The sequence below is a fragment of the Pseudomonas sp. MF6776 genome (assembly GCF_016613125.1).
Classification (GTDB): Bacteria; Pseudomonadota; Gammaproteobacteria; order Pseudomonadales; family Pseudomonadaceae; genus Aquipseudomonas; species Aquipseudomonas iridis.
On record NZ_JAENSQ010000086.1, the window covers coordinates 1 to 2,060 of the forward strand.

Annotated in this window: 1 pseudogene; it reads right to left on the reverse strand. The window is 52.1% G+C overall.

Annotation, left to right across the window (positions count from 1 at the left end):
- Positions 1–360: 360 nt before the first annotated feature.
- A pseudogene (locus JJD74_RS30490) lies at positions 361–2,060 on the reverse strand (hypothetical protein); the annotation flags it as partial.

Sequence of the window (2,060 nt, forward strand, 5' to 3'; positions counted from 1 at the left end):
GATCGACGAGGACAACGGCGCCTTCGCCGTCGGTGACCAGATCATAGGCCACCAGGGGCACGCCAATATGTGCGCCTTCGACCGGTTCGGTCTGGCCGTTTACTTTGGGTGGATAGAGTACGAGGACAGTGTTGTCCGGTGGGGTTGAGGTGGTCATGAAGCAAGCTCCTGCGCAGTGGGAATGGCAGGAGCTATCAGAGCGCTTTGTGGCGATTTGCGCACCTGTCAGATCTGACAGGTGGAGACGAATGGTCATTGGCGCGAGCGTCAAAAGCTCCATCTGTCCTTTGGGATTTGCCGTCACGCCGAGTATCGCTAACTGCGCAATACTCAGCGGTATGACGCCGAAGGGAAAGTCGCTCAATAGTACAGTGAGAAGTTATCTAAACGTGAGCCGCTTCTTCCATCAGTTATGTCTATAAATTTAATTGTCCTGTTTGGTGTTTCTGTTATTTCAACCCATACGTCTATTGGTCTCTCAGATACCGGGGTGGAGCCGGCTTTAACGAGTTCTATGTTTTCGTCGTAGCAGCTGTATCGTAACGGGGGGTTAGAGGCGTCAGCACTGCCGAATCTAATGCTTTTTGCTGGACGTTTTAGCGTGAATCTTAAAGTCCCGCCGGGGGCAAAATATAAATACTTTCCTGTTATAAAGGGGGGAGTATAGTATTGAGTCGTGATAATTGCATATCCATTCAATACCGTCACGACCATGCTCGGGAAGTCCATGACTGTGCCAACGGGCACGCCACCTTCTGTGCCTGTCTCGAAATCCTCTAACATCACTAGAGGGACTTTCAATAATTTTAAATTCAATGGTGGAAATATAATGGGTGCCAAATTGCTGGCGGGGCTTGGTATTACTTCAAAATATACTTTTAATTCAGTGTCGTGTTTCAGTGTCAGCAGTTGCTCTCTCATCAGTATTTCTTTTATTCCTGAGGTTTTTTCCGCCTCCGTTATTTTATGGTTGGTCAATATTGGGATCGTGCAGTCACTATTGTCAGTGGCTTTTCCAAGAAGTTTTAGCGTCACAATATTGTCCGTGCTGATGCCTATCCATGGCAGCACAGTAACGTCAGCGTTTCCTTCAAATGTATTTAAATCCAGGACTTTGTCATCAGGTGCCTGTGGGACTTTCGGCGAGGGCAACCGCGAATCCCCATCCGCAATCTTCAGCACACTCATTTGGGTGGCAGGCGACTTGCCAGCCTGCCCACCGTTGCGGTACAAATCCCAGAACAGATCGATCTTCTCTCCATGCCGCGCGGCGAGAAATGCGGGGCTCAAAACCGTGTTCACTCTTTTATTACTGTTGAACTCTACCAAAGGAAACTGCGGCGAGCCCGCCGGCGGATTGACTTCGACCAGTCGAGCACGGTCCGCTTTCAGTGCGCCAAGATACTCGATGCGCACCGTCACCCCGTTCGGATAGGCCAGTACATCGATCGGATTAATGGCCGGTGCCACGAGTGAAGGTGGCAGCAGATCAATCGGAGTACTTCCCGTCACAGTAGCGTTGGCCGTGCTGGAACTTCCAACCGGATCGCCGTTGGGCTTGCGCAGTTCGTAGGTCGCCGTCACGTTGCTGCCAGCGAAGATCTTGTCGTTGGGCACCTCAAGGAACAAGACTTTTTTCTGCCCGAACTCCGCTTCGACTTTGCCGCTGACCTTCACCACCACATCGGCGGGTTGCCCGGTGTTAGTCGCGGTATAGGTCGCGATAACGTCGTAGCCCACGACAAAGCGGTTATCCGCCGTCACAACAACCAACAGCAACGGATTGCCCGCCAGTTTCTCCAGATCAATGATGCTCGCATCATCACCGGGATAGTCCTCTTTGCGTTCCAGCAAAATCGGCATCGGCAACCGAGTGCCATCCAGATCCTCATCCACGCTCTGCACCGGCGACCACGGCGCATCGGTGTCCGGACCGTTGCCGATCTGGTCGGTGACGGTGTAGGAGAAATGCAGTTTTTTATCCTGACGTTTCGCCTTGTCGAGAAAGGCGCGGGTGACGGTGAAGCAAATTGTGATGGGGGTTTCGTCACCGGGATTGG